We start from the raw sequence: 25,711 nt of genomic DNA, 5'->3' as shown, positions 1-25,711 counted from the left end.
CCATGCTCAGCCCCGAACTCATCGCCCAGCTGGCCGCTGAACTGGACCACAGCGAGAAGACCCGCATCCAGGTCGAGCATTTTTCAAAACGTTACCCCGGCATGACCGTGGAGGACGGTTACGCCATTTCACGCGCCTGGGTGCAGATGAAGCTCGCCGGAGGGCGCGTGGCCAGGGGCCACAAGATCGGCCTGACCTCGCGCGCGATGCAGATCTCCAGCCAGATTGACGAGCCCGACTACGGCACGCTGCTGGACGACATGTTTTTCGAGCCCGGCGACATCCCGGCGGCCCGCTTCATCGCGCCGCGTGTCGAGGTCGAGCTGGCCTTCATCCTGAAGAAGAAGCTGGAAGGCACACACATCACGATCGACGATGTGCTGGATGCCACCGACTATGTACAACCCGCGATCGAGATCATCGACGCGCGCATCGAGCAGTTCGACCGCCACAGCAAGACCATGCGCAAGGTGCAGGACACCATCAGCGACAACGCCGCCAACGCCGGCATCGTGCTGGGTGGCCGCAAGGTGTCGCCGCAGGACATCGACCTGCCCTGGGTCGGCGCCATCCTGCGCCAGAATGGGGTGGTCGAGGAAACCGGCCTGGCCGCCGGCGTGCAGGGCCACCCGGCGACTGGCGTGGCCTGGTTGGCCATGAAACTCGCCCCTTGGGGCGAAGGCCTGCAAGCTGGCGAGGTGGTGCTGGCCGGCTCCTTCACCCGGCCGGTCGCTGCAAAGGCCGGTGACCGCTTCGACGCCGACTACGGACCCCTCGGTCGTTTTGAATTTCACTTTGTTTAATGTTTAAAGAGACCCCATGCAAACACCCCTGAATCCCTTCAAGCAGGCCCTGGCTGAAAAGCGCGCGCAGATCGGGCTCTGGCTGGGCCTGGCCAGTCCCTACAGCACCGAGATCTGCGCCGGCGCCGGTTTTGACTGGCTGCTGATCGACGGCGAACATGCACCGAACGACATCAACAGCATCCTGGCGCAGCTGCAGGTGATGGCCGGCTACCCCGGCTCGCACCCCATCGCACGCGTGCCCATGGGCCATGGCCATGTCGGCGAAGCGCTGATCAAGCAGTACCTGGACATCGGCGTGCAAACCCTGCTGGTGCCCATGGTCGACACGCCGGCGCAGGCCGCTGCGCTGGTGCGCGCCACGCGTTATCCGCAGTACGACGCGCAGGGCAGGAACATCGGCGGCGTACGCGGCATGGCCGGCGCACGCGCTTCGCGCTGGGGGCGCTACCCGGCCTATGCGCACGAGGCGAATGCGCAGATCTGCCTGCTGGTGCAGGCCGAAACACAAACCGCGCTGGACAATCTCGACGCCATTGCCGCCACCGAAGGCGTGGACGGCGTGTTCATCGGCCCGGCCGACCTGTCGGCCTCGCTGGGCCACGTCGCCAACCCGGGCCACCCGGACGTGCAGGCCGCCATCGAAAAAGCGATAGCCCGCATCCTCAAGGCCGGCAAGGCCGCCGGCATCCTCAGCACCGACGAGACCTTGGCGCGCCACCACCTGGACATGGGCGCCACCTTTGTGGCCGTCGGCCTGGACACCAGCCTGCTGGTGCGCCATACCAGTGCGCTGGCCGCGCGTTTCAAGACCGGCGTCGCGGCCCTGCCCGCCAGCAAAACCTATTGACGGGAGACATGCATGAACGCCATTCCTCAAAAATCCGGCATCCATCCCGACGAATGGAAAGCTCGGGTCGAACTGGCCGCCTGCTACCGCGTGTTTGCCATGCTCGGCTGGACCGAGATGATCTACAACCACATCACGGTGCGGCTGCCGGCCAGCGCCAGCGGCGGACAAAAGCAGTTCCTGATCAACCCCTTCGGCCTGCACTACAGCGAGGTCACCGCTTCGAACCTGGTGAAAATCGACCTGCAGGGCCAGGTGCTCGACGGCTCGCCTTACCCGGTCAACCCGGCGGGCTTCACCGTGCATGCGGCCCTGCATGACGGCCTGCCCGACGCCCATTGCGTGATGCACACCCACACCACGGCCGGCATCGCGGTGGCCTGCACGCAGGGCGGCCTGGCGCAGAACAATTTTTATTCGGCGCAGCTGCATGACCTGGTGGCCTACCATGACTTCGAAGGCATCACCATCCATGCCGACGAGGCGCCGCGCCTGCTGAAAAACATCGGCGACAAGCCGGTGGTGATCCTGCGTAACCACGGCCTGCTGGCTTGGGCCAAAACCCTGCCGCTGGCCTTTGTGCGGCTGTGGACCCTGCAGCGCGCCTGCGACATCCAGGTGGCACAGGCGGCGATGGGGCCGGCGATCAGGGTGCCTGAGCCAGTCGCCAGGAAAACCACCCACGACGCCTTCCAGTTCGACGCCCGGTTCGGTGCGGGTCAGGACGTGTTCGATGCACTCGTCAGGCAAGTCGATAAAATCGACATCAGCTATCAAAATTAGAGCATCTTGCGCCCGAATCTAAAGGGCCATAGGCCAAAATGACTTATAAAAACATCCAGAAAACCTGTATTTATGGCGCCGGCGCCATTGGCGGCTGGCTGGGCGCCGGACTCGCGGCGGCGGGCTGCGACGTCAGCGTGGTGGCGCGCGGTGCGACGCTGGAAGCGCTGAACCGCCACGGCCTGCGCGTGGCGAGCGGAACGGACACACGTTCCGCGGCGGTGCGTACCAGCGCCGACCCGGCCGCGCTGGGCGTGCAGGACCTGGTGGTCATTGCGGTGAAGGGGCCGGCGCTGCTCGACGTGGCGCGCCAGATCGCACCGCTGATCGGCCCCGACACCCTCGTCCTGACCGCCATGAACGGCGTGCCCTGGTGGTTCTTCCAGGGTTTTGGCGGCCGCTACGCCGGTACGCAGCTGAAGGCGGTGGACGCCACCGGCGAAATCGCCGCGGCCATCCCGGCGGCGGCCATCATCGGCTGCGTTGTGCATGCGAGCTGTTCGATCGATGCGCCCGGCGTGATTCGCCACCATTTCGGCAACGGCCTCATCATCGGTGAACCCTCGGGCGCGCAGAGCACCCGTGTGCAGGCGCTGGCGGACCTGCTGGTGCGCGCCGGTTTTGCGGCCAGCGTGTCGGCGCAGATCCAGAAAGACGCCTGGTACAAACTCTGGGGCAACATGACGGTCAACCCGATCAGCGCCTTCACCGGCGCCACCACCGACCTGATCCTGGGCGACGCGCTGGTGCGCGACTTCATCTCAAAAATCATGCTCGAAGCCAAAGAGATAGGTGCCCGCATCGGCATCCCGATCGCCCAGCAGCCGGAAGACCGGCATGCCGTCACGCTCAAACTGGGCGCCTTCAAGACCTCCATGCTGCAGGACGTGGAAGCCGGCAAGGCAGTTGAACTCGACGCACTGGTCACGGTGGTGAAGGAGCTGGGCGAACTGACGCAGGTGCCCACCCCCTTCACCGACGCGCTGCTCGGTCTGTCGCGCCTGCATGCCCGCGTGCACGGGCTCTACCCATGAGCAGCCGCCGGGCCCTGAGCGGCACCGCCTTTGCCACCCTGCTGCTGATCGCCCTGATGATGGGCGCCAACCATGTGGCGGCGCGCCTGGCCTTCAACAACGGCGTGGACGTCGCCACGGCGGTGGCTTTCCGCAGCGTGGTCACCGCCCTGGCGGTGGCGGCCTTGCTGGCCATCCAGCGTGTGCCCCTGCGCTTCACCGCGCGTAACAAACGCATTCTGCCGGTCATCGGCCTGCTGATCGCGGTGCAAAGCCTGTGCCTGTATTCGGCCGTCGCACGGCTGCCGGTGGCGCTGGCCCTGCTGGCCTTCAACACCTACCCGATCTGGACGGCGCTGTGGGACTGGGTGCTGTACCGGCGCTCGCCCGAACGCGCCCTGCTGCTGGCCATGCCGGTGATCCTGATCGGGCTGGCGCTGGCGCTCGACGTGCTGGGCGCCGCGTCGGGCCTGGGCGCGGCCGGGCAGTGGGGCCGCATCGGCACCGGCGTGGCCTTTGCGCTGGCGGCGGCGGCCACCTTCGGCGTGGCGCTGGTGCTGACCCAGCACGAGGCCGGCGATGTTGATGGCCGCGTGCGCACCCTGACCACCATGAGCATCGTCGGCCTGTTTGCACTGGCGGGCGTGGCCGTGCAAGGCGGCTTCCAGCTGCCGCAGGCGGCCATCGGCTGGTGGGGCCTGGCGGCGCTGACCTTTCTGTATGGCACGGCCTTCACCATCATGTTCACCGTCCTGCCCAAACTCGGCGTGGTCGGCAACTCGGCCATCATGAATGTGGAGCCGGTGTTTGCGCTGGTGCTGGCCTGGCTGATCCTGGGCCAGGCGATTGCACCGGTGCAGGTGGCCGGCGCCCTGCTGGTGGTCGGTGCGGTGATGGTGCTGGGATTGCGCAAACGCTGAAGGTCAGCTCAGCGGAAAACCCGCTGGATAGTCATTCGACCTGAAACGGCACGCGCGCTGCCACGGCGCACATCAGCTCATAACCGACCGTGCCCGCGGCCGCGGCGATCTCGTCGATCGACAACAAGGCGCCGTTGGACGCGCGTCCCCACAACGTCACGTCCGACCCCATGCCCGCATCGGGCACCGGTGTCAGGTCCACCGTGATCATGTCCATGCTGACGCGGCCCACCATGCGTGTGCGCACGCCCTGAACCAGCACCGGTGTGCCGGTGGTGCAGTGCCGCGGGTAGCCGTCGGCATAACCGCAGGCCACCACGCCGATGCGCAGCGGGCCGTCGGCCGTGAAGCTGGAGCCGTAACCCACCGTGTCGCCCGCCACCAGGTGTTGCAGGCCAATGATTTTCGACGCCAGCGTCAGGGTCGGCAGCAAGCCCCAGTCGGCGGCACTGTGCTCGGGGAAATCGGGCGAGCTGCCATACACCGCGATGCCGGGCCGCACCCAGTCGGACTTCTCGCCGATGGCGATGCCGTGGCGCAAGGTGGCCGCGCTGTTGCTGAGCGTGCGCTCGCCGGGCAGGTCATGCGTGACCGCCTCGAAGACCTGCAGCTGGTGGGTTATCCCGCGCGCGCCGTCGGCGTCGCTGAAATGGGTCATCAGCGAAATTTCCTCCACCTGCGGCAAGGCGTTGAGCCGCGTCCAGGCCGCGCGGTAACGCTCGGGCGTGAAGCCCAGGCGGTTCATGCCCGAGTTCATCTTGAGGAAGACGCGGTGCGGTACCTGGGTCTTGTGGGCCGCCAGCATGTCGATCTGCTCGTCGCAGTGAATGGCGTGCCACAGGCCCAGGCGGGAACACAGTTCGAGGTCGCGCGCGTCAAAACAGCCCTCCAGCAGCAGGATGGGGCCGCGCCAGTCCAGCGCGCGCAGGCGCTGGGCCTCGGCCAGGTCCAGCAGGGCAAAACCGTCGACGCTGCGCAGCGCGTCAAACACGCGCTCGATGCCGTGGCCGTAGGCGTTGGCCTTGACGACCGCCCAGACCCGGGCGTCCGGCGCGGCAGCGCGCGCGCGCGCCAGGTTGTGGCTGAGGGCGGCGGCATGGACAGTGGCAAGAATAGGGCGGGGCATGTCAGGCAACGGCTCGTGGTGGTGGGAAACAGGACGGGGCGAGGGTTAACGCAGGCTTGTCAAGACCTATTTGTCGATTCTGCCATCCTGCCGCGTGCTATAAACCTTGATAGTCAGGAGACATTCACTTATATCGTGCCGCATCAGACTGCCTGATGCATTCGCCACAGTGACCCACACCGTTCAATGAAGCTGAAGCGCGGTTTTTACACCATCATGGCAGCCCAGTTTTTCAGCTCGCTGGCTGATAACGCGCTGTTCGTCGCCGCCGTGGAGCTGCTCAGAACCAGTGGCGCGCCCAAATGGCAGCCGGCTGCGCTGGTGCCCATGTTTGCGCTGTTTTATGTGGTGCTGGCGCCCTTTGTCGGCGCCTTTGCCGATGCGCAGCCCAAGGGCAAGGTCATGTTCATCAGCAATGCCATCAAGGTGGTGGGCTGCCTGATGATGCTGTTCGGCACGCACCCGCTGATGGCCTATGCGATTGTCGGCCTGGGCGCTGCCGCCTACTCTCCGGCCAAATACGGCATCCTGACCGAGTTGCTGCCGGCCTCCCAGCTGGTCAAGGCCAACGGCTGGATCGAGGGGCTGACGATTGCCTCCATCATCCTGGGTGTGCTGCTCGGCGGCCAGCTGGTCGGCCATTCGGTGTCGCATCTGCTGCTGTCGTTCGACTTCCCCGTCATCAGCACCGGCATCGACACGCCGCCCGAAGCGGCCATCTGCGCGCTGATCGTCCTGTATGCGATCGCGGCCTGGTTCAACACGCGGATTCCGCTGACCGGCGTCGAAATGCGCCCGATGCCGCGCAACAAGCTCGAGCTGCTGCCCGACTTCTGGAACTGCAATTCGGCGCTGTGGCGTGACAAACTGGGCCAGATTTCGCTGGCCACCACCACGCTGTTCTGGGGCGTGTCGGGCAACCTGCGTTACATCGTGCTGGCCTGGAGCGCGGCGGCCCTGGGCTACAGCACCACACAGGCGTCGTCGCTGGTGGGCGTGGTCGCCATCGGCACGGCCGCCGGCGCCATCCTCGCGTCGATGCGCATGCGGCTGGAACACGCCACCCTGGTGATGCCACTGGGCATCGCCATGGGCGTGCTGGTGATCCTGATGAATTTCATCACCAACGTCTGGGTGGCCGCACCTTTCCTGATCCTGCTCGGCGGGCTGGGCGGCTTCCTGGTGGTGCCGATGAACGCACTGCTGCAGCACCGCGGCCACAACCTGATGGGCGCCGGCCGCTCCATCGCCGTACAGAACTTCAACGAGCAGGCCTGCATTCTGGCGCTGGGCGCCGGCTACAGCCTGTCCACCGGCATGGGCCTGTCGGCCTTCGGCGCGATCACCGCCTTTGGTGTGGTGGTGGCCGGCTTCATGTGGCTGATCCAGCGCTGGCACAAAAGCAACTGCATCAAGTACAAAGAGCAGGTGGACCACCTGCTGACCATCGCGCGCAGCGACAACTCGCACTGATGCGGCAGACATGGATGGGCGGCGATGCCGCGGCCCCGGGGAGTCAGGCGCCGTGAACCACCGTGGTGTCGCCCTGGCTGCCTCCGCGCTGGTCTTCAACGCCTTTGTCTGGGGCGTGTCGTGGTGGCCGTTTCGCGAGCTGCAGTCGCAGGGCCTGCACCCCCTGTGGTCCACCGCGCTGATCTACTTCTTCTCTCTGGCCTGCGTGGCGCTGGTCTGGCGCGGGGGCTGGCGCGGTTTTGCCCGGCATCCCCAGCTCTGGCTGCTGGCCCTGGCGGCGGGGCTGACCAACGTCGGGTTCAACTGGGCCGTGACCGTCGGCGACGTGGTGCGGGTGGTGCTGCTGTTCTACCTGATGCCGGCGTGGTCGGTGCTGCTGGCCTGGGGCCTGCTGGGGGAACAACCGACCCGCACTTCGCTGCTGCGCCTGGCGCTGGCGATGGCGGGTGTGCTGATCGTGCTGAAGTCGCCGGGCTCACCCTGGCCGGTGCCGCACAGCGCCGCCGACTGGCTGGCCCTGATGGGCGGCCTGAGTTTTGCCGCCACCAACGTGCTGCTGCGCAAGCTGGCGTACACCCCCAGCGAATCACGCATGATGGCCATGTTTGGCGGCGGCGGCGTCATGGCCACCGCCACCGCATTGCTGGGAATGGCCTGGCACATCGTGCCGGCGCCGGTCTGGAGCACCTCGTGGTCCGGTGTGGCGCTGGGCCTGGCCGTGGCCTTCCTGCTCAGCAACATGGCGCTGCAGTATGGCGCGGCGCGCCTGGCGGCCAGCACCACCGCACTGGTGATGCTGACCGAGATCCTGTTTGCCAGCCTGTCGGCGGCCGCGCTGGGCGCAGCGGAATTCAGCCCGCGCACCCTGCTGGGTGGCAGCCTGATCGTGCTGGCCGCCGCGCTGGCAGCACTGGCGCCTGCGCCTGCTCCCCCCAAATAGCTTTCGGATTTTTCGGCAAGCTGCCGTACAGTGGCAGATCAACCAGGAGCGCCCCATGAGCAGCATTTACGACTTCGAAGCGCGGCAGATCAACGGCCAGGACATTGCGCTTTCGCAATTCAAGGGCAAGGTCATGCTGATCGTGAACACGGCCAGCCAATGCGGCTTCACGCCGCAGTTCGGCGGCCTCGAAGAGCTGTACCAGGCCTACACCGGCAAAGGCCTGGTGGTGCTGGGTTTCCCGTGCAACCAGTTCGGCGCCCAGGACCCGGGCGCCGACGGTGAGATTGCCGAGTTCTGCCAGCTCAACTACGGCGTGAGTTTTCCGATGATGGGCAAGATCGACGTCAATGGCCCGGCCGCGCACCCGCTGTACAAGTGGCTGTCGTCGGAAGCACCCGGCCTGCTGGGCAGCAAGGCCATCAAGTGGAACTTCACCAAGTTCCTGGTCGGCAAGGACGGCCAGGTGATCCGGCGTTACGCACCGACCGACAAGCCGGCCGATCTGGCCAAAGACGTGGAAGCCGCGCTGGCTGCCTGATTCATCACAAATCAGGCTTTCGCACTTTAGTCACGGGCGCCATCAGCTATTTATTTGATAGCGCCTCGTCGAGCACTTCGACCCAGTGCCGCACCGGCGTGGCCGTGCCGCTTTGCAGGTGCGTGATGCAGCCGATGTTGGCCGACACAATCACTTCAGGCGCCATCTCGCCCAGATTCGCCAGCTTGCGGTCGCGCAGCTGGAAGGCAATCTCCGGGTTCAGCACCGAGTAGGTGCCGGCGGAACCGCAGCACAGATGGGCCTCGCAGCTGGCGACCTTCACGTCGAAGCCGAGGGCGCCCAGATGTTGCTCAACGCCGCCGCGCAGCTGCTGGCCGTGCTGCAGGGTGCAGGGCGGATGAAACGCGATCTGGCCGGCCTGGGCCGTCACGCGCGCACGCAGCGGCGCCACCAGTTCGGGCAGCAGCTCGCTCAGGTCACGCGTCAGTTCGCTGATGCGCGCCGCCTTGGCCGCATAGGCCGGGTCGTCCTGCAAGTGGTAGCCGTACTCCTTGACCGTGACGCCGCAGCCCGAGGCGTTCATCACAATCGCCTCGGCCCCCGCCTCGACATGCGGCCACCAGGCGTCGATGTTGCGGCGCATCTCGGCCTTGCCGCCGTCCTGGTCGTTCAGGTGAAACTTGACGGCGCCGCAGCAGCCGGCCTTGGCGGCCACCACGGTCTGGATGCCCGCCGCGTCGAGCACACGCGCCGTCGCGGTGTTGATGTTGGGCATCATGGCCGGTTGCACGCAGCCGGCCAGCATCAGCATCTTGCGGGGGTGTTCACGCTGCGGCCAGCGGCCCGCCGGCTGGCGCGCCGGCACCTTGTTTTTCAGCGCCGCGGGCAGCAGGCCACGCACGGCCTGCCCGAGTTTCATGGCCGGCGCAAACAGCGGTGACGGCAGGCCTTCTTTCAGCGCCCAGCGCACGACGTTCTCGGAAGCCGGCCGCGGCACGCGTTCGTCGACCAGCTTGCGGCCGATGTCGACCAGGTGGCCGTACTGCACGCCGCTGGGACAGGTGGTCTCGCAGTTGCGGCAGGTCAGGCAGCGGTCCAGGTGCAGCTGGGTCTTGCGCGTCGGCGCCTGGCCTTCGAGCACCTGCTTGATCAGGTAGATGCGCCCGCGCGGTCCGTCGAGTTCGTCGCCGAGCAGCTGGTAGGTCGGGCAGGTCGCGGTGCAAAAACCGCAGTGCACACATTTGCGCAGAATTGCTTCGGCCGCCTGGCCGTCGGCGGTGTTCTTGAATTCGGGGGCGAGGTGGGTTTGCATCAGAAGTCGGGGTAAAGGCGGCCGCGGTTGAAAATCCCGGCGGGATCGAACTCTTTCTTGAGCTGCCGGTGAATCCGGTCCAGCGGCGGCTTCAAGGGATCAAATCGACCCCCAACCCTTTCAGGACGGGCGCCACCAGCTATAAAAAGCGTAGCGGATCCGCCAACGGCGGCAGCGGCATGGCGCAGGCGCTGGGCCTCGCCGGCGGCGGCCCGCACCCAGCGCTGCGCGCCGTGCCATTCGACCAGCGGCGGCTCGGGCAGGTCCAGCACCGGTGCGGTCTGCGGCACCGACAGGCGCCACAGGTCGCGCTCGCCGCGCTCGAGAAACCAGGGCAGTTGCTGGTCGCGGCACAAGGTCCAGTCGGGTGCGGCCGCGGCCTGGTCCTGGCGTTCGCCGCCCAGTGTTTTGCAGGCGGCCTCGACCGCTGCGATGGCGCCGCGCAAACGCAGGTAGAGGGTGGGTGCGCCGGCGTCGTCGACCCAACAGCTGGCATTGAGCGGCAAGGGCTGCCCGCCCCAGCGGTTCAACTTTGCCAAGGCCTCTGACTGGCTCATTCCGAACTTCAGCGTGGCCTCGGCCGGCGCTACCGGCAACACCTTGAGGCTCAGTTCCGTGAGCAGCCCCAGCGTGCCCATGGCGCCCGCCATCAGTCGGGAGACGTCGTAACCTGCCACGTTTTTCATGACCTGGCCGCCGAAAGTCAGCAACTCGCCCTTGCCATTGAGCAGGGTGGCGCCCAGCACATAGTCGCGCACGGCACCCACGCTGGCGCGCGCCGGGCCGCTCAGGCCGGCGGCGACCATGCCCCCCACCGTGGCGCCCGGCCCGAACCGGGGCGGCTCGAAAGGCAGGCACTGGCCACGTTCGACCAGCAGCGCTTCCAGTTCGGCCAGCGGTGTGCCGGCGCGCACGGTGACCACCAGTTCGGTGGGCTCGTAACTGGTGATGCCCGCCAGCGGCGCGACATCCAGCACCTCGCCCTGCAGCGTCTGGCCGTAGAAGTCCTTGCTGCCACCGCCGCGTATGCGCAGTGGCGTGCCGCTGGCTGCCGCGGCCTGCACCCGGTCGATGATCAATTGAAGCGCTGAGTCCATGGTCCTGATGGTAAGGGGGCGCCGGTCGGCCGGGTTTGATATTTTTGAACGCTGACTGTTCGCTTTTTTGGGGCTCAGCCCGCGTCCGCGAAGAAGTTGACCGGCAGACCGGGCACATCGACGCGCATGGAAAACACGCAGCCGGACTGCGGCAGCGCTTCGAGCTCTGCGGCCGGTCGCCCGTGACGCGCCGTGGTCAGGTACAGCGTCTGCAGGTCGTCGCCGCCAAAACACACCATGGTCGGGCACACCACGGGGGTGGGCATGTCGGCCAGCAGTTCGCCGCCCGGCGACAGCTTGAGTACGCGCCCGCCCTCGTACATGGCCACCCAGTAATTGCCCTCGCTGTCCACCGCTGCGCCGTCGGGCCGGCCACCATAACCCGGCATGCCGGCCTGCCAGCCGGGCGGCTTGGGCGGGAATTGCCGGAACACGCGTTGCCGGGCCAGGGTGTTGGCGGCGGCGTCCCAGTCCCAGGCATGGATGACATGGCCGGTCGTGTCGGCCCAGTACAGGGTCCGGCGGTCGGCGGACCAGGCCAGGCCGTTGCCCACGGTCGCGTCGCCGGCCATGCGCACCAGCGCCGGTGTGTGGCCGGCCCGGCCATCCAGGCAATACAGCGCCGCCTCGCGCGCATCACGCGGCTCGTAAATGGTGCCGGCCCAGAAACGCCCCAGCGGGTCACATTTGCCGTCGTTGAAGCGGGTCGTGCGCGGGTCGTGCGCGGCCCCGGCCAGTTGCGTCAGCGCACCGCCCCAGGTCCGCGCCCGGTAGATGCCGTCGCGCAGCGCGATCACCAGCCCGCCGCTGCGCGCCGGGGCGATGCAGCCGGGCTCCAGGTCGTGCGGCGCGGCCATGGCCCAGCTTTCCACCGTGCCCATGAACACATTGCTGCGCTTGATTTTTTTCCCCGCGATATCCACCCAGTAAAGCAGCTGCTCGGCGGGATGCCAGAACGGCGATTCGCCCAGTTCGCTGGGCTGTGCAACAGGGGTTTGCCAGATCATGAACTACCTTTTCTTTTAAGTCGGCTCGCCAGCAGCCTGGGGTCGCCTTGAGGCGCCATTCAATTCACGCAAGCGCCAGGCGCCGCAGCATCGGCGGTACCGGCATTGATCAGCGGCATCAGCGTGGGTGCCAGCACCTTCAGCAAGTGCACCGGCAGGCTGCTGGTGAAGTCGTAGGCGGCGGCCTGCGCCCCCGGCACGTAGGCGATGAGGGTACCAAAGAAACGTTCATCGATGTTGAACACAAACGTCGCCGAGCGGTTCACCACGCGCGATTTGATGAGGCGGCCCCCTGCGCCGTAAGTGTCGAAGCGCTGATCGCCGGTGCCGGTCTTGCCGCCGACGGCAAGGGTGCGGCCGTCCGGCCGGACAAAGGCCTGCTTCACGCGCCTTGCGGTGCCCTCGTCCACCACCAGCCGGGTCACCGCCAGCGCCGCTTGCGCGACTTCGGGTGCCAGCACGCGTTCCACCTGGCCGGGCTGGTGCTGCAGCAGGGTTTCATAAGGCGTGGCGGCGGCAAAGTGCAGCGACCTGATGCGTGTTGCCGGTTTGTGCTCGCCTGCGTTGACGAGAATTCCCATCAATTCCGCCAGCGCGGCGGGACGGTCGGCCGATGCCCCGAGCGCGGTCGCATAAGACGGCACCAGCGAATCAAAGGGGTAACCCATGCGTGCCCACTGGCGGTGGATTTCCAGGAAGCCTTCACCTTCGAGCAAGCCCAGAATCCGCTGGTCCTGCGCCTGCTTGCGATGGGTGGAAAACAGCCAGGCGTACACGGCCTGCCGCTCGGTGCTGCTGGCCTGCATCACCTGCGTCTGGCTCGCCCCCGGGTGATTGCGCAGATACCCGACCAGCCACAACTCGAGCGGGTGCACGCCCGCCAGATAGCCCCGATCCGCGAGCGACATCTTTTCTGGCGCGTATTGCGCGTAGAGCTTGGCCAGCCGGGGTTCGGCCGGATCGAGGCCGTCCGGCAAGTTGTCCTTCACAAAAGCCGTGAACTGCTCCAGCGAGGCGTCCGGCGCAATCGTCCGGAAGATGGCCGCCAGCCGCGACGCGGTCGGGCGCCGGTTCTGCAGCAGCATCTCTTGCGCCTCCTGCGCGGTCTTGCCCTGGTATTTGACCAGGAAGCGCCGCATGAAAACCTGGCCTTCCCGGTCGGCAAAGCGCGCCAGGTAAGCAGCGCGACGCGGATCGCTTGCATCCTGCAGCAGCCTGGCCGAGGAGCCAGGGGTCAGGAACATGTAGTGGTGCACGATGTCGCGCATCAGCCGGATGAACACCAGGTTGACCGAATTGCGCAGTCCATCGCGCACCGACATCACCTTGCCATCGTCCTCGCGTTTGAAATTGTCGAAGTGGTGCAGCCCGCCGCCGGTAAAAAATCCCTCCCCCGTGCTGGCGGAATAACGCCGCGCCAGCGCCGCATCCAGCATCGGGCTCAACCCCTTGTCCTGCGCCGTCAGAAAGTAATCGGCCGCCCAGCGCGTCAGGACGTCTTTCCGATCGACCTCCAGCGCGCGCAACTGCTCTTTGTCCAGCACCGACAAGCGCCGATGCAAGTTGGCCATGAGGTCGAGGTAGGTCACCAGCGTGCGCAGTTTGGCGGTCGATCCCAGGTCGAGCTTGGTGCCTTCGTTGATGTTCAGCGGCTGGTCGAAGTTGTCGGTTTGCACCCGCAGGTAATTGGTCCCGACGCCGCGCTCGTACAGCGTGAAGCTGTACACCACCTTGGCCGGATCACCCCGCTCCAGCAACTGTTTGCCGTTGAGGCCGGCCGCCTTGGCGTTGGCCGGTTTTCGCAACTCCCGCAACAGGTCGGTCACGGCCGTCTGCACCGGCGCATCCAGCGTGCTGGCGACAGCGAGGTCGAGGCGATCCAGATCGTACAGGCGGCGGCCGCCGAGCAAGCCGGCCAGATGCGTGCGCACCGTGTTGGCCGCCTTCTGCGTGACAAAGGAAACCGGAGCGGCTGGCACCCGGTCGGCACGGCGATGGAGCTTCGCCTTGAGCGCCGCATCGCGCAGTGCGGGCGGGATCACACCGGCACTGCCCAGCAGGCGCAGGTGGCTGTCGGTGAGCTGCTCCAGCTCGGCCTCATCGGCATCGAAATAATACGAAGGGCGGCGCTGGGAAATCAGCAGGCTGAGCAGCTGCTTGTAAAGCAGCGCCTGCTCGCCGATGTCGCTCTCCTGTGCGTCGGCGTCGGCGGTTTTCAGGAGGCGATTGGCTTTGCTGAAATCACCCCCGTACCACGCCCACAAACCATCGCCCAGGCCATGCACCTCGCCGAAGCCGGCCTTGGCCGACAGCGGCATCGTGTTCATGTAGCTCAGCACGATCTGGCGCCGCACCGCACTGGTGTCCTCGCCCTGCTGGTAGGCGCGCAAGGCGGCCGACACCATCTGCCGCAGCTTTTCCCGGACCGATGGCGTGCGCCCCTCGGAAGAGTGGCGGTATTTTTCGATCTGGGTCGCGAGCGTGCTGCCACCGGGAGCGCGGCCCTCGCCGGTGATGGCACTTCTGGCGTTGGTCAGCACCGCATTGGCCAGACGGTCCCACTCCACGGCCGGGTTGCGCTTGGGATAGCGCGGGTCGAGCAGCTGGCGGTTCTCGATGAACAGCAGGCTCTGCACCAGAATCGGTGCGATATCGTCAAAACGTTCGTACACCCGTTTCGGGTAGCGCTCCTGAAACAGGCTGTTGTTGTGGCAATCGAGGATGCTCAGGCCGCTCTGGACCTTTTCAGCATAAGGAGCGAAATAACCGGCGTCGACGATCTTCGCCATGCCCTCCGAGATCCGTGCTTGTTGAACAATCCGGAACTCCCGGGTTTGCAGCTTGTCGAGAAACACCGGCAACTCGGCATAGCCGAGACGCTCGTCATACGGGGCCTCCTGGGGGAAGCGGATGGACGGACTCGGCCCCGCGCCCAGTGTGTAGCTGGCCTTGCTGGCCAGGCCGGCAAAAAAACGCGCCTGGAAGTGCGAAGTGCGCATCTCCTGGACAACCAGCAGCCCCATCACGACGAGCAGTATCAGCACGAACGAGGTCAGTCCGATCTTGAACCAGCGAAAAAATGAAGTCCACCTTTCCCGCATACCCATCATCCCGAATCTTTCTGGTGACCTGCACTGCCGATGCCGTGCAAGCCAGCGTTAGACAGCTGGGCAAGTCAGGCAGAACGGCCACGCTGGCTCTGCCCACCCCCGTGTCATTGAACACGCTCCACCGCAATACTCATGTGCGCACTCATCGATTCGCCCGGTGCCAGCACCCGGATGCCCAGCTCATCGGCCTGGCCCGCGCCAGCCTGCAGCAGGTTGACGGCATTGTTGACATGGCTGACCGGCTCGATCGCCACAAAGTCCCGCTTCGGGTTGGTGAACACCACCAGGCGGCCCAGATTCGACGCGATGCGTGTGTGCATTTTTTCATCACGCAGGTGCACCACGCCGTTCCAGCCGTCAAAGCAGTGGTCCACCTCGAGCGCGGCGCAGTCCACATCGAGCCCGTCCGCCGGCTGGCGATGGGTCGGCAGTTTTTCCTCGTTCATCTCCCAGCGCCCGCTCGCCTCAAACGTGAGGCGGCTGCGGCTGCGCTTGACGACGTAGGGGTGCCAGCCGAGACCGGCCGGCGCCGGCGTGGCCGACTGGTTGGTCATGCTCAGCGTGAGTTCGAGGGTGTTGCCACTGAGGCGGAAAGTCTGCGAGGCGTCAAAGGCAAACGGCCAGGCGGCGTCGGCGCCGTGTTCGAAAGCGAGCATCAGGAGCTGCTCGTCCTGCTCGAGCACCTGCCAGGGCCGCTGCCAGCCCAGGCCATGGATGGCGTGCGGTTCGGGTCCGTTGTTCTGCACCAGCGGATGGCTGGTGCCCTGCCACTTCAGCCTGGCATGCCCGACACGGTTGGAAAACGGCACCAATGGATAACTGCCGGCCAGGCGCACCGACATCAGCTCGCTGGCGGGCGTCGAGCGCAGCACCGGCAGGTCGCCCAGCCAGAGGCCGGCTATGCAGCCCCCCAGGTCGGGCTTGATGTCACAACGCAGGCTGGCGCTGGACAAGGTGATGGGCTCGGTCATGGGCAGGTCTCCTGCCGACATTGTGCACCCGGGGGACAGACAGCCCAGGCAAAAAAAAACCCGCCAGAACCGAAGTTCCTGCGGGCCCAACATCCAAAGGAGACTCTCGCTAGTTATCCCAAATTCATTCGAGCTGCCGTGGCCACCCGGCGGCGGCCACGGCTTGTGCCGGTCAGCGGCTGTAGGCGGTTTCGCCGTGCGACGTGATGTCGAGGCCTTCGCGCTCGTCTTCTTCGCTGACACGCAGGCCGATGGTCAGGTCCACCACCTTGTAGGCGATGAAGGAAACCACACCGGACCAGACAATCGTGACCAACACCGCCTTGAGCTGGATCCAGACCTGGGCAACGATGGAGTAATCCGCCGCCGTCACCATGGTGGCCGTGACCCAGTCCGCCACGTAGCCGGGGCCACCCAGGCTGGGGGAATTGAACACGCCGGTCAGCAGCGCGCCGAGGATACCGCCGATGCCGTGCACGCCGAACACGTCGAGCGAGTCGTCCGCGCCCAGCATTTTCTTCAGGCCATTGACACCCCAGAGGCAGGCAAAACCAGCCACCAGGCCAATGATCAGGCCGCCGCCGATGCCGACATTGCCGGCTGCCGGCGTGATCGCCACCAGGCCAGCGACGGCACCGGAAGCTGCACCCAGCATCGACGCCTTGCCACGCATCAGCGCTTCACCGACACACCAGGCCAGCACCGCGGCTGCCGTGGCACCCAGGGTGTTGATGAAGGCCAGGGCGGCGAAGCCGTTGGCTTCCAGGGCGGAACCGGCGTTGAAACCGAACCAGCCAACCCACAGCAGGGCGGAACCGACCATGGTCAGCGTCAGGCTGTGAGGCGCCATGGATTCCTTGCCGTAACCGATGCGTTTGCCCACCATGTAGGCGCCAACCAGGCCAGCCACGGCGGCGTTGATGTGCACGACGGTACCGCCGGCAAAATCAAGCGCACCCGACTGCCAGATGTAGCCGGCTTTGGCGCTCATCTCGTCAACAACTTCCTTGGCGGTGTAGGCGTCCGGGCCCATCCAGAACCAGACCATGTGGGCCATGGGCGCGTAGCTGAAGGTGAACCAGATGACCATGAACATCAGCACGGCGGAGAACTTCATGCGTTCGGCAAAGGCGCCAACGATCAGCGCGCAGGTGATGCCGGCAAAGGTGGCCTGGAAGGCGGCGAAGATGATTTCAGGAATCACAACACCCTTGCTGAAGGTGGCGGCATTGGCAAAGGTTCCGGCAGCGTTGTCCCAGACACCTTTCATGAACAGCCGGTCGAAGCCGCCGAAGAAGGCATTGCCCTCGGTAAACGCCAGGCTGTAGCCGTAGATGAACCACAACACGACGATCATCGAGAAGGTGACCATGACCTGCATCAGCACCGACAGCATGTTCTTGCTGCGGACCAGGCCGCCGTAGAACAGGGCCAGGCCGGGAATGGTCATCAGGATCACCAGCATGGTCGAGACCATCATCCAGGCGGTATCGCCCTTGTTGGGGACGGCGACAGGCGCGGCTGGCGCAGCGGGTGCGGCAGGTGCAGCAACGGCAGCCGGAGCCGCTGCAGGCGCGGCGGCAGGTGCAGCGGCTGCAGCCGGCGCAGCCGCTTCAGACGCCGCGGGGGCAGCCGCCGGCGCCTGTGCCAGCACGGCAGCGCCGGAAGTCAGCAGGCTCAGTCCCAGAGCCAGGGAGGCAAGTAGTTTTTTCATGTCTATTTCTCTTTTTAGGGTTGAGGCTTAGAGCGCTTCCTTGCCGGTTTCACCGGTGCGGATACGCACGACCTGCTCGAGGTTGTAGACGAAGACCTTGCCGTCGCCGATCTTGCCGGTACGGGCTGCGCCCTCGACGGCTTCGATGACGCGGTCTACCAGCTCGTCGGACACGGCTGCCTCGATCTTGACCTTGGGCAGGAAGTCCACCACGTATTCAGCGCCGCGGTACAGCTCCGTGTGGCCTTTCTGGCGGCCGAAGCCCTTGACCTCGGTCACGGTGATGCCCTGCACACCAATGCCGGACAGCGCCTCGCGCACTTCGTCCAGCTTGAACGGTTTGATAATGGCCGTTACGAGTTTCATGAGTTCTCCTTTGCCTCAGCTTCTAGGCTGTGTTATTTCAGAAACTTTTCTTGACGGACAGCACCAGGCCATCCTTGGCGAGGTCACGGGTGCCCGAACCAGGCAGGGTGTAGGGTGCACCCAGGCCGTTGGTGCCCACCACTGCCAGACTCACCACCAGGCCGTCGATGTCCTTGTTGACGGCCACCGAGTAGTCCGTGTAGGAATTGCCGTTCTTGATTTTTTGCGCGCCGACGTGCGGCACGATGGACCAGCCGGAACCCAGGTCAAAGTTGGCGCTGAGATCGAGGTAGCCGCTGTTCTTGCTGTTGGCCGTGCCAAACAGGTTGGTCGTGGCGTGCGAGTATTTGGCGGTGACAATGCCAAAGGTGAGCGCGCCGTACAGCTCGAAGGTGTTCGGGCTGACCTGACCGGCCGTCTTTTTCATGTTGTTGCCGGCATACCAGTAGTAGAGGCCGCCGACGTCATAACCCACGCTGTCGGACAACGCACCTTTGTAGCCGCCGTAGACGTCGATCTCGACCGGGCCTTTGGTCGTGTTGGGATTGGCGGTGGTGTCTTTCAGCCAGCTGATGGTCGAAGCCCAGGTACCGAGGTAAAAGCCGCTTTTGTGAGCGTAGTCAATGCCGCCATTCAGCGCTGGTTTCTTGCCGGTCTGCGAAATGCCGCGGTAGCGGTAGTCGGTGGTGGCGCCGACGTTGTAGGACAGGGTGTAGTCTGGCGCAGGGGCTGCGGTCTGGGCAAAGGCCGAACCGGCCAGGGCAAGTACCATCACCAGCATTGATTTTTGGGCGGCTGATTTCATCGAGAGCTCCATAAATAGTTAAATAAGGGAATTTGGCGCGTTGAACACTTAGCATGGAGCGTGCCAAATTTTGTAAGCCGAAAGCGCCTTCGTCGTCGCCAGCAAGGGCTGACGCGTTAACTTGAACTGGAATAAATACAAGATGCGCACCGAACAAGTGCATCAATGCCTGATCAATTTTGGTGCATGAGGGAGAAATCGGCAAATGAGCTTATCTTTAGTGCAGAGCCGCGCCTTGCTGGGCATGCAGGCGCACCCGGTCTGCGTCGAAGTGCACCTGGCCAACGGCTTGCCAAGCTTCACGCTCGTGGGCCTGGCGGAAACCGAGGTCAAGGAAGCACGTGAGCGGGTGAGGTCGGCCATCCAGAACACCGGCCTGGAGTTTCCCGGCAACAAACGCATCACCGTGAACCTGGCACCGGCCGACCTGCCCAAGGACTCCGGTCGCTTTGACCTGCCGATTGCGCTGGGCATTCTGGCGGCCAGCGGCCAGATCGACACCGCCAAGCTCGCGGGCTACGAGTTTGCCGGCGAGCTGTCGCTGGGCGGGGAACTGCGCCCCATACGCGGCGCCTTGGCGATGAGCCTGGCCCTGCCGGGCCGGGACGCCGGCCAGCCCCAGCCCCGGCTGGTGCTGCCGGGCGGCAGCGCCGAGGAAGCGGCGCTGGTGCCGGATGCGGAGGTCTACCGGGCCCACCACCTGCTCGACGTGGTCCGGCAATTTCTGCCGGGCGACGTGGTTCCGGAAGACACGGGCGGCTGGGTCCGGCTCCAGCCCAGCGCCCCACAGGACGCCACCCCTTACCCGGACCTGTCCGACGTCAAGGGCCAGGCGGCGGCCAGGCGCGCCCTGGAGATCGCCGCCGCTGGCGGCCACAGCCTGCTGATGGTGGGCGCGCCGGGCTCGGGCAAGTCCATGCTGGCCCAGCGTTTTGCCGGCCTGTTGCCGGCCATGAGCACCGCCGAGGCGCTCGAAAGCGCGGCCGTCGCCTCGCTCGGTGGCCGCTTTACGCTGGACAGCTGGGCGGTCCGGCCCACCGCCGCGCCGCACCATACCGCCAGCGCCGTGGCCCTGGTCGGCGGCGGCTCGCCGCCCCGGCCCGGTGAAATTTCACTGGCGCATCATGGCGTTCTGTTCCTGGATGAACTCCCCGAATTCCCGCGAGCCGCGCTGGAAGCCCTGCGCGAACCGCTGGAGTCCGGCACCATCACGATCTCCCGCGCCGCCCAGCGCGCCGAGTTTCCGGCCCGCTTCCAGCTGATCGCCGCCATGAACCCCTGCCCCTGCGGCTACCTCGGCTCCAGCCTGCGCGCCTGCCGCTGCTCGCCAGACCAAGTCTCGCGTTACCAAGGCAAGCTCAGCGGCCCGCTGTTGGACCGCATTGACCTGCATGTGGAAGTCGGGGCGCTGGCTGCCGAGGAACTGCTGGGCGCCGCACCGGGCGAAAGCACGGCGAGCATCCGGCAGCGGGTGGTGGCGGCGCGTGAACGCGCCACGGCGCGCCAGGGCAGCAGCAACCAGGCGCTGCAGGGCAAGGCCATCGATGCACAGTGCCAGCTCGACGATGCCGCCACGAAATTCCTGAACACGGCGGCTGCGCGCCTGGGCTGGTCAGGACGCAGCATCCACCGCTGCCTGAAAGTGGCACGCACCATCGCCGACCTGGCCGGTGCGCAGGCGGTGCAGCTCACCCATGTGGCCGAGGCGGTGCAATACCGGCGGGCGCTCAAGAGCGCCCACTGAGCCGGATCCCGCTCTTTCTTCGCTTTCTTTAGAGAACCGGCGCCAGCAGGCGCTGCAAGTCCTCGGCCTTTTCGCCGCGGCGTTGGGCCAGGTCCTGCAGCTGGTCGTCGCCGATCTTGCCGACATTGAAGTAGACGCTTTGCGGGTGGCTCAGGTAGAAGCCGCTGACGCTGGCGGCTGGCGTCATGGCCAGGCTTTCAGTCAACGCCATGCCGATATCACCCGCCTGCAGCAGCTCGAACATGTCCTTCTTGACACTGTGGTCCGGGCAGGCCGGGTAGCCGGGCGCCGGGCGTATGCCCTGGTACTTCTCGGCAATCATGTCCTCGGTGCTGAGCATTTCGCCGGCGGCATAGCCCCACAAATCCTCGCGCACCCGTTTGTGCATGGCCTCGGCAAAGGCCTCGGCCAACCGGTCGGCCAGCGACTTGAGCATGATGGACGAGTAGTCATCGTGGTCGTCGTTGAAGTACTTTTCCTTCTTCTCGGCACCCAGACCGGCCGTCACGGCAAACAGGCCGATGTAGTCAGGCAGCATGAAGGTGTTGTGGCCCTCGGCGCCCGCATGGCCGGCGCGCACGGCCTTGACTTCGGCCGGCAAGACCTTGGGCGCGATGAAATCAGCGAGGCAGCGGCTGGGCCGCATCACGCCGTCGAGTGCGGTTTTCTCGGCCTGCTGGCGCAGGCCGTACCAGGTCATGGCCACTTCAGTTCGCGTCTCGTCGGTGTAGATCTCGATGTCGTCGCCAACGCTGTTGGCCGGGTACAGGCCGATGACACCGCTGGCGGTGAGCCAGCGGCCCTCGATCAGGCGCTTGAGCATGCGCTGCGCGTCGGCATACACACGCACGGCCTCGGTCCCCACCACCTCGTCTTTCAGGATGGCCGGAAAAGGGCCGGCCAGGTCCCAGGTCTGGAAGAACGGTCCCCAGTCGATGTAGTTCGCCAGTTCGGCCAGATCGAAATTCTTGAACACGCGGCGGCCGATGAATTTCGGTTTGGGCGGCGTGTAGTGGGCCCAGTCAATCGGCGTTGCATTCGCGCGGGCCCTGGCCAGCGGCCACATCGGCGTCTGTTTCTTGTTGGCGTGCTGGGTGCGTACCTTGTCGTAGTCGGCATTGAGTTCATCGATGTATTTGGCCGCCTGGTCGGAAAGCAGGCTTTGTGCCACGCTGACACTGCGCGACGCGTCGGGCACATACACCACCGGGCCTTCATAATGCGGCGAAATCTTGACGGCCGTGTGGACCCGGGAGGTGGTGGCGCCGCCAATCATCAGCGGGATTTTCTTGATGCGGAAATGGTCGTCCTTCTGCATCTCGCCGGCCACGTACTGCATTTCTTCCAGGCTGGGCGTGATCAGGCCGGACAGGCCGACGATGTCCGCACCCTCGATCTTGGCGCGCGCCAGGATTTCGTGACAGGGCACCATCACGCCCATGTTGACCACGTCGAAGTTGTTGCACTGAAGCACAACCGTAACGATGTTCTTGCCGATGTCGTGTACGTCGCCCTTGACGGTGGCGATGATGATCTTGCCCTTGGTCTTGACGTCGCCGCCAGCCGCTTCCAGCAGCAGCTTCTCGGCCTCGATGTAAGGCAGCAGATGCGCCACCGCCTGCTTCATCACACGCGCGCTTTTCACCACCTGCGGCAGGAACATCTTGCCCTGGCCGAACAGGTCACCGACCACGTTCATGCCGTCCATCAACGGGCCTTCGATCACATGCAGCGGCCGCCCGCCCTCGGCCTTGATCGCCTGCCAGACCTCTTCGGTGTCGGGCACGATGTGTTCGTTCATGCCGTGCACCAGCGCGTGCGACAGGCGCTGCCGCACCGGCAGCGCACGCCACTCATTGCGCTTGCTGTCGTCCTTGGCGCCGCTTTTGGCGCTCTCGGCGACCTCAATCAGGCGCTCGCTGGGGCTCAGGTGTTCTTCGCCGTCCTTGTACACCGGCGTACGGTTCAACACCACGTCTTCCACGCGTTCACGCAAGGTCGGCTCCAGGTCGTCGTAAACGCCGACCATGCCGGCGTTGACGATGCCCATGTCCATGCCGGCCTGGATCGCGTGGTACAGGAACACGGTGTGAATCGCTTCACGCACCGGATCGTTGCCGCGGAAGCTGAAGGACACATTCGACACGCCGCCGGACACCTTGGCGCCGGGCAGGTTCTGTTTGATCCAGCGCGTGGCGTTGATGAAGTCCACCGCGTAGTTGTTGTGCTCCTCGATGCCGGTGGCGATCGCAAAGATGTTGGGGTCGAAGATGATGTCCTCGGGCGGAAAGTCCAGCTCGTCCACCAGCACGCGGTAGGCGCGCTCGCAGATCTCGATCTTGCGTTCGTAGGTATCGGCCTGGCCCTGTTCGTCGAAAGCCATGACCACGGCGGCCGCGCCGTAACGCTTGAGCAGTTTGGCCTGGTATTTGAAGGGCTCCAGCCCCTCCTTCATGGAGATCGAGTTGACGATGCCCTTGCCCTGGATGCAGCGCAGGCCGGCCTCGATCACGCTCCATTTGGAGCTGTCGATCATGATGGGCACACGGGCAATGTCGGGCTCGCTGGCGATCAGGTTCAGGAAACGCACCATGGCGGCCTGGCTGTCGAGCATGGCCTCGTCCATGTTGATGTCAATGATCTGCGCGCCGTTTTCGACCTGCTGGCGGGCCACGACGAGTGCCTGTTCGTACTCGCCGTTGAGGATCATGCGCGCAAAGGCCTTGGAGCCCGTGACGTTGGTACGCTCGCCGATGTTGACGAACAGGCTGCCCGCGCCTATGGCGACCGGCTCCAGGCCGGACAGTTTCATGGGGGGAACTTGGATTTCGGACATTCACTCACCTTGGCTATCGAAGGTGAGCGCCGTTGCAAAGGCAGGCCGCAGGGTCCTGCTGTCACCCAAGCCTGACGAAACGGGGTTTCGCTGCAACGCTCCTTGGGATGCGGGTATTTTAAACCAAGCCGCCGGTCAGGCTGTCAGCCGGGTCAGCGCTTCCTGGTATTTGGCCGCGGTTTTCTCGACCACGTCCTGCGGCACGCGCGGCGCCGGCGGCGTCTTGTCCCAGGGCTTGCCGTTGACCAGAGCCTGTTCCAGCCAGTCGCGCACGAACTGCTTGTCGTAGCTGGGCGGGTTGGTGCCTGCGGCGAAGGCCTGCTCGTAACCTTCGATCGGCCAGTAGCGCGAGGAATCGGGCGTCAGCACCTCGTCCATCAGGGTCAGCGTGCCGTTGTCGTCGAGGCCGAACTCGAACTTGGTGTCGGCAATGATGATGCCCTTGGTCAGCGCAAAGGCCGCCGCCTCCTTGTAGATGCGGATGCTGAGGTCGCGGATCTGCGCGGCCAGTTCGGGGCCGACGACCTTGACCATCTGCGCGTAGCTGATGTTTTCGTCATGCTCGCCCACCGCCGCCTTGGCCGCCGGCGTGAAAATCGGTTCGGGCAGCTTGCTGGCGTTTTTCAGGCCGGCCGGCAGCGACACGCCGCATACCGACTGGCTCTCCTGGTATTCCTTCCAGCCGCTGCCGGCCAGGTAGCCGCGCACCACGGCCTCGACCGGAATCGGCTTCAGGCGCTTGACCAGCATGGAGCGGCCGGTGACCTGCGGCACTTCGGCGGGTGTCACCACGCTTTCGGGCGCCTCGCCGGTCAGGTGGTTCGGGCAGACATGACCCAGCTTGTCGAACCAGAACAGGGCCATTTGCGTGAGCAACACGCCTTTGCCCGGAATCGGCTCGCCCATGATGACGTCGAAGGCGCTGAGCCGGTCGCTGGCGACCATCAGCAGCCGGTCTTTGCCGACAGCGTAGTTGTCACGAACCTTGCCGCGCGCGAGCAGGGGCAGGGAGGTCAGGGCCGAGGTGTGGAGAGCGGAGGTCATGGGATGCTTGCCAAAAGTAAAAAAGCCCGCCGGTAGCGGCGAGCTTTGAATTATCGCCAGTTCGGCAGGGCGAGGATTTTCCGGGTTACCGCACCACCTGGGCCAGCTCGCCCTTGGCGTATTTGGCGGCCACCACACTCAGGGCTTCGCCCTTGATCTTGCCGGCCTGGCCCTCGCAGCCGAACTCGATGTAACGCTGCTTGCAGATGGCCTTGGCCGCCGCCGTGGCGGGTTTGAGCCACTCGCGCGGATCGAATTTGCTCGGGTTTTCGGCCATGAACTTGCGTACCGCAGCGGTCATGGCCAGGCGGATGTCGGTGTCGATGTTGATCTTGCGCACACCGAACTTGATCGCCTTCTGGATCTCCTCGACCGGCACACCATAGGTTTCCTTCATGTCGCCGCCGTACTGGCGGATGATGGCCAGCAGGTCCTGCGGCACGCTGGACGAACCGTGCATGACGAGGTGGGTGTTGGGGATGCGGCGGTTGATTTCCTTGATGCGTTCGATCGCCAGGATGTCGCCGGTGGGCTTGCGCGTGAACTTGTAGGCGCCGTGGCTGGTGCCGATCGCGATGGCCAGCGCATCGAGCTGGGTGCGTTTGACAAAATCAGCGGCCTGCTCGGGGTCGGTCAGCAGCTGGTCGTGGGTCATCACCGCGTCGGTGCCGTGGCCGTCTTCCTTGTCGCCCTGCATGGTTTCCAGGCTGCCGAGGCAACCGAGTTCGCCTTCGACCGAGACGCCGGTGGCATGCGCCATCTCCACAACCTTGCGCGTCACGTCGATGTTGTAGTCATAGTCGGCAATGGTCTTGCCGTCGGCCATCAGCGAGCCATCCATCATCACCGAGCTGAACCCGAGGTTGATCGCGCCGCGGCAGACATCCGGGCTCTGGCCGTGGTCCTGATGCATCACGACCGGGATGTGCGGGTAGCTCTCGACCGCCGCCTGGATCAGGTGTTTGAGGAAACCTTCGCCGGCATATTTGCGGGCGCCAGCACTGGCCTGCATGATCACGGGCGCATTGACCTCGTCGGCCGCCTGCATGATGGCCTGGACTTGTTCGAGGTTGTTGACGTTGAAAGCTGGAATGCCGTAGGTGTTGACTGCCGCATGGTCCAGCAGCTCGCGCATGGAAACGAGTGCCATAAGAGATATCCCCAGGAAGGTTGAACGGATTCGGTAACTGACCGGTAACTTCTTTCATTTTACCCGCCATGTCGTCCCGCGAAACCCTTGGGCGGCCTCTCGAAGGCCTTCCTGCGTCAGCCTGGAAGGGGCAAAGGCGTAGGAC

The 25,711-nt window shown here is 65.3% G+C and carries 21 protein-coding genes and 1 riboswitch; of the genes, 9 read left to right on the top strand and 12 right to left on the bottom strand.

What is annotated here, in order from left to right; translation table 11 throughout:
• Window positions 1-2: 2 nt before the first annotated feature.
• From hpaH to B7G53_RS08210, 5 genes are read left to right on the top strand one after another with little or no spacing between them, the layout of a single operon-like run.
• The gene (gene hpaH / locus B7G53_RS08230) at window positions 3-803 is read left to right on the top strand and encodes a 2-oxo-hept-4-ene-1,7-dioate hydratase (protein WP_096666287.1); all 801 of its coding nucleotides are present in this window, start codon (window positions 3-5) and stop codon (window positions 801-803) included.
• A 16-nt stretch (window positions 804-819) separates the two neighbouring features.
• A complete protein-coding gene (locus B7G53_RS08225; protein ID WP_096666284.1) occupies window positions 820-1,653 on the top strand; it encodes an aldolase/citrate lyase family protein in 834 nt (277 codons plus the stop codon).
• A 12-nt stretch (window positions 1,654-1,665) separates the two neighbouring features.
• A complete protein-coding gene (locus tag B7G53_RS08220; RefSeq protein WP_096666281.1) occupies window positions 1,666-2,436 on the top strand; it encodes a class II aldolase/adducin family protein in 771 nt (256 codons plus the stop codon).
• Between the two features lie 38 nt (window positions 2,437-2,474).
• The gene (locus tag B7G53_RS08215) at window positions 2,475-3,470 is read left to right on the top strand and encodes a 2-dehydropantoate 2-reductase (RefSeq protein ID WP_096666278.1); all 996 of its coding nucleotides are present in this window, start codon (window positions 2,475-2,477) and stop codon (window positions 3,468-3,470) included.
• Complete coding sequence (locus B7G53_RS08210; protein WP_096666275.1) at window positions 3,467-4,369, top strand: DMT family transporter; 903 nt, start codon at window positions 3,467-3,469, stop codon at window positions 4,367-4,369. Before B7G53_RS08215 ends, B7G53_RS08210 begins: the two co-directional genes overlap by 4 nt.
• A gap of 31 nt (window positions 4,370-4,400) precedes the next feature.
• Here the strand turns inward: B7G53_RS08210 and alr are convergent, their stop codons facing one another.
• On the bottom strand, window positions 4,401-5,495 hold the full coding sequence (gene alr, locus B7G53_RS08205) for an alanine racemase (protein ID WP_096666272.1): 1,095 nt from the start codon (window positions 5,493-5,495) through the stop codon (window positions 4,401-4,403).
• Window positions 5,496-5,687: 192 nt separating this feature from the next.
• On the opposite strand from alr, the gene lplT reads away from it, so the two are divergent.
• Genes lplT through B7G53_RS08190 form a run of 3 tightly spaced genes read left to right on the top strand, consistent with a single transcriptional unit; the run spans window position 5,688 to window position 8,449 of the window.
• Complete coding sequence (gene lplT, locus B7G53_RS08200) at window positions 5,688-6,968, top strand: lysophospholipid transporter LplT (protein WP_096666415.1); 1,281 nt, start codon at window positions 5,688-5,690, stop codon at window positions 6,966-6,968.
• A 10-nt stretch (window positions 6,969-6,978) separates the two neighbouring features.
• Complete coding sequence (locus B7G53_RS08195) at window positions 6,979-7,908, top strand: DMT family transporter (protein WP_096666269.1); 930 nt, start codon at window positions 6,979-6,981, stop codon at window positions 7,906-7,908.
• Window positions 7,909-7,963: 55 nt separating this feature from the next.
• On the top strand, window positions 7,964-8,449 hold the full coding sequence (locus B7G53_RS08190; protein ID WP_096666266.1) for a glutathione peroxidase: 486 nt from the start codon (window positions 7,964-7,966) through the stop codon (window positions 8,447-8,449).
• A 46-nt stretch (window positions 8,450-8,495) separates the two neighbouring features.
• Here B7G53_RS08190 and glcF read toward each other — a convergent pair whose 3' ends face one another.
• From glcF to B7G53_RS08150, 8 genes are all read right to left on the bottom strand, one after another.
• Window positions 8,496-9,722 (bottom strand): glycolate oxidase subunit GlcF, encoded by a 1,227-nt coding sequence (gene glcF, locus B7G53_RS08185; RefSeq protein ID WP_096666263.1) that lies wholly within the window; start codon window positions 9,720-9,722, stop codon window positions 8,496-8,498.
• A complete protein-coding gene (glcE, locus tag B7G53_RS08180) occupies window positions 9,722-10,819 on the bottom strand; it encodes a glycolate oxidase subunit GlcE (protein ID WP_096666260.1) in 1,098 nt (365 codons plus the stop codon). The genes glcF and glcE overlap by 1 nt, the downstream gene beginning before the upstream one ends.
• Window positions 10,820-10,893: 74 nt before the next feature.
• Entirely contained in the window at window positions 10,894-11,826 is a 933-nt protein-coding gene (locus B7G53_RS08175; protein ID WP_096666257.1) for an SMP-30/gluconolactonase/LRE family protein, read from the bottom strand.
• A gap of 59 nt (window positions 11,827-11,885) precedes the next feature.
• The gene (locus tag B7G53_RS08170) at window positions 11,886-14,870 is read right to left on the bottom strand and encodes a transglycosylase domain-containing protein (RefSeq protein ID WP_441338973.1); all 2,985 of its coding nucleotides are present in this window, start codon (window positions 14,868-14,870) and stop codon (window positions 11,886-11,888) included.
• Window positions 14,871-15,040: 170 nt separating this feature from the next.
• A complete protein-coding gene (locus B7G53_RS08165; protein WP_096666254.1) occupies window positions 15,041-15,907 on the bottom strand; it encodes an aldose 1-epimerase in 867 nt (288 codons plus the stop codon).
• A 172-nt stretch (window positions 15,908-16,079) separates the two neighbouring features.
• Window positions 16,080-17,621, bottom strand: coding sequence for an ammonium transporter (locus tag B7G53_RS08160; RefSeq protein ID WP_096666251.1), 1,542 nt, complete (start codon window positions 17,619-17,621; stop codon window positions 16,080-16,082).
• A gap of 27 nt (window positions 17,622-17,648) precedes the next feature.
• Entirely contained in the window at window positions 17,649-17,987 is a 339-nt protein-coding gene (glnK, locus tag B7G53_RS08155; protein ID WP_077591625.1) for a P-II family nitrogen regulator, read from the bottom strand.
• A 37-nt stretch (window positions 17,988-18,024) separates the two neighbouring features.
• Window positions 18,025-18,792: a TorF family putative porin gene (locus B7G53_RS08150; RefSeq protein ID WP_255249944.1), complete on the bottom strand. Its 768-nt coding sequence runs from the start codon at window positions 18,790-18,792 to the stop codon at window positions 18,025-18,027.
• 205 nt (window positions 18,793-18,997) lie between these two features.
• Here B7G53_RS08150 and B7G53_RS08145 point away from each other — a divergent pair, with 205 nt between their 5' ends.
• Entirely contained in the window at window positions 18,998-20,536 is a 1,539-nt protein-coding gene (locus B7G53_RS08145) for a YifB family Mg chelatase-like AAA ATPase (protein WP_096666246.1), read from the top strand.
• A gap of 28 nt (window positions 20,537-20,564) precedes the next feature.
• Here B7G53_RS08145 and metH read toward each other — a convergent pair whose 3' ends face one another.
• The 3 genes from metH to fba form a co-directional block, all read right to left on the bottom strand.
• Window positions 20,565-23,348, bottom strand: coding sequence for a methionine synthase (gene metH, locus B7G53_RS08140; protein WP_255249943.1), 2,784 nt, complete (start codon window positions 23,346-23,348; stop codon window positions 20,565-20,567).
• A 41-nt stretch (window positions 23,349-23,389) separates the two neighbouring features.
• A riboswitch (S-adenosyl-L-homocysteine riboswitch) is annotated at window positions 23,390-23,482 on the bottom strand.
• A gap of 25 nt (window positions 23,483-23,507) precedes the next feature.
• Window positions 23,508-24,416, bottom strand: a complete 909-nt coding sequence (locus B7G53_RS08135; RefSeq protein WP_096666240.1) for a phosphoribosylaminoimidazolesuccinocarboxamide synthase — start codon at window positions 24,414-24,416, stop codon at window positions 23,508-23,510.
• A gap of 85 nt (window positions 24,417-24,501) precedes the next feature.
• A complete protein-coding gene (gene fba, locus B7G53_RS08130; protein WP_096666237.1) occupies window positions 24,502-25,566 on the bottom strand; it encodes a class II fructose-bisphosphate aldolase in 1,065 nt (354 codons plus the stop codon).
• Between the last annotated feature and the right edge of the window lie 145 nt (window positions 25,567-25,711).

This window comes from Polaromonas sp. AET17H-212, from assembly GCF_002379085.1.
GTDB lineage: Bacteria > Pseudomonadota > Gammaproteobacteria > Burkholderiales > Burkholderiaceae_C > Polaromonas.
The sequence above is the reverse complement of the archived record's forward strand: the minus strand, read 5'-3'. Positions and strand labels throughout refer to the sequence as shown.